Source organism: Halomonas sp. G15, from assembly GCF_021282295.1.
Taxonomy (GTDB): Bacteria; Pseudomonadota; Gammaproteobacteria; order Pseudomonadales; family Halomonadaceae; genus Halomonas; species Halomonas alimentaria.
This window is the reverse complement of record NZ_JAJSPA010000103.1, coordinates 1-583: the sequence shown is the minus strand read 5'-3', so window position 1 is coordinate 583 and position 583 is coordinate 1. Positions and strand designations below refer to the sequence as shown.

The 583-nt window shown below is 56.4% G+C and carries 1 protein-coding gene; it reads right to left on the bottom strand.

Going from position 1 to position 583, the window contains the following annotated elements; genetic code table 11:
- Positions 1-324 precede the first annotated feature (324 nt).
- Positions 325-456, bottom strand: a complete 132-nt coding sequence (locus LWH48_RS18480; protein WP_442908331.1) for a YkvA family protein — start codon at positions 454-456, stop codon at positions 325-327.
- Positions 457-583 lie beyond the last annotated feature (127 nt).

The following is a 583-nucleotide window of genomic DNA, read 5'->3' as shown; positions in this document are numbered from 1 at the left end:
TGCCACGCGGGCTCAGCTTGGGACAGGTCGCCTTCTTGAGAATGCGGGTCGTAGAAACCGGTGACGCGGTTTGCTTATCCTCTGACGTCGGGTCGACGGGTGACGACGGTTGTGGCGCCTTGGCCTTACGTTGGGTGGCGGTAGTAGCAGCAGGCTTACGCTTTGTACGAGATGTCATACAGGGATCTCCAGGGTTCACGCACACGAAACCACGCCAATCACCACCGATTTGGCGGCAGCGAGGCGTGATGAAGGGATTTACTAAGGAAAGGTCGGTAAGACGGATAATCGAGGGTCTATGGGCCCGAAATCGGGTTGAGCTGGTTACTTACGAGCACGGCGGCGCATCTCCGGGGTGACGTAGGAATCCAGCATCTTGAGGACACTCATCACGACGGCCAGGTCATCGACAAAGCCACCGGGCAACATATCGGGCATCAAGTCCACAGGGCTGATCTATGCGACGTCAACTACTTTGGCCGCTTGGCGACAATTAAAATGGCCGGTTGGGTGGGGTAGTTGTCGTCAGTCCGACGACCCAGCTTTTCCTCCTTGTAATTGTCGTTGATAAGCACGCTTACGG